At 29.9% G+C, this 1,390-nt stretch carries 3 protein-coding genes; all 3 read left to right on the forward strand.

Features of this window, described 5'->3' with window-relative positions:
• The coding region (locus H277_RS20335; protein WP_033422810.1) for a hypothetical protein at window positions 1–450 on the forward strand (450 nt) is incomplete at its 5' end.
• A 6-nt stretch (window positions 451–456) separates the two neighbouring features.
• On the forward strand, window positions 457–951 hold the full coding sequence (locus H277_RS0118345; protein ID WP_019977082.1) for a hypothetical protein: 495 nt from the start codon (window positions 457–459) through the stop codon (window positions 949–951).
• Between the two features lie 26 nt (window positions 952–977).
• On the forward strand, window positions 978–1,322 hold the full coding sequence (locus H277_RS0118350; protein ID WP_154652457.1) for a hypothetical protein: 345 nt from the start codon (window positions 978–980) through the stop codon (window positions 1,320–1,322).
• Window positions 1,323–1,390: the final 68 nt, after the last annotated feature.

The following is a 1,390-nucleotide window of genomic DNA, read 5'->3' on the forward strand; positions in this document are numbered from 1 at the left end:
GACGGAAAAGAAGGTAAAGCATTAGGATTAGCAGGACCATCTACAACTCTGACAGGACAAAATGAGAAAGGAGATAATATTGTGACAATGTTTACTGAAAAGAATATGGGTAATCAAGTTCACGAAACCCGACATGGTGGGCAAAATGCAAGAGGAGAATTTAACGTGGCAACAAGTGCGGGATATGGCGTTGCCGATGAAGTCAGTGCATACAGAGCGCAATATTCTTGGGACGGAAATCTGAAATTTATGCCATTCACAGATTTTAATAATAAAAATAATCTGACACAAATGATGACTCAGGGAACGCAAAGTTTTATTCAGAATATTACTAACATCAATCAAATTACACCAAACTTTGTAAATAAACTTGTTGATAATCCGGGATTAAATCAAATACTTATTTATCCACCAGCATCTATTCCATTGAACATATGGAACTCAAATTAGAAAACTATGAAAACAGTAAAAAGCATTTTTGTGATGACACTTTTTTTCATCATATCTTCTTGCAGTACAGTATCTAAATTACAGGGAAATAAATACACTTATAAAAGTAAGCAAAGAACATTAGAACTAGTATTTACTGATGGGGTTACCTGTATTTTAAAAAATACTTTTCATTGTCCTGATGTAGAAGAAAAATACAGAATTATTAGTACTGAATGTAATTATACTAAAAAAGGAGATACTATTTTTTTAAGTAACAAAAATTTGAGTTATCATAGTGATCTATACATTGAAATTCCATCACAAAACAGTGAAAAGTGTCAATTTTTAAATGAGAAAAGCAGAGAGAAAAAATTTAGTATTGGACCAAGTTATGCCACTGATTATGAAAAGTATGGAATTGTTCCTAATATCACAACCGACACTCTATATATCATTAAAAATAAAATTGTCTTGTTTAAGAAAAATCAAAATAGAAGCATCGGATTTATCTTTAAATAACATTTGGAACTCAAATTAGCAAACACATGAAAAGAGTATTTTATATAATAGTTATGTTATTTTTCTTCGCTGGTTGTGCAAGCTCTCTTTATCCAGACTATACACTAACAAAGAAGTATCCTCGAGACATTCCTGATTTAGAATTAAAAATTCTAACCGATACAACAGGAATAATTTTGCAAAAAGAAGATGAATCCATAAAACAAGATTTTAGATTTATCAAAAAGAAAAAGAATTTTTTGGTTATTACTTATATCAATGATACTCATAATTTAGTGTCTTTGAAAAAAGGGGATACAGTAGTTTACTACAAAAAGGAACTCTACCTAATTAACGAAAAGCATAAATTAGTTTTTAATAAAAAAGAATAACTTAAATAAAACCCCGCTAAACAGCGGGGTTTATTATTTATAAGCAGCTCTTGTTTTAGCATCACGAA

Origin of the sequence: Empedobacter brevis NBRC 14943 = ATCC 43319 (assembly GCF_000382425.1) — a bacterium.
Taxonomy (GTDB): domain Bacteria; phylum Bacteroidota; class Bacteroidia; order Flavobacteriales; family Weeksellaceae; genus Empedobacter; species Empedobacter brevis.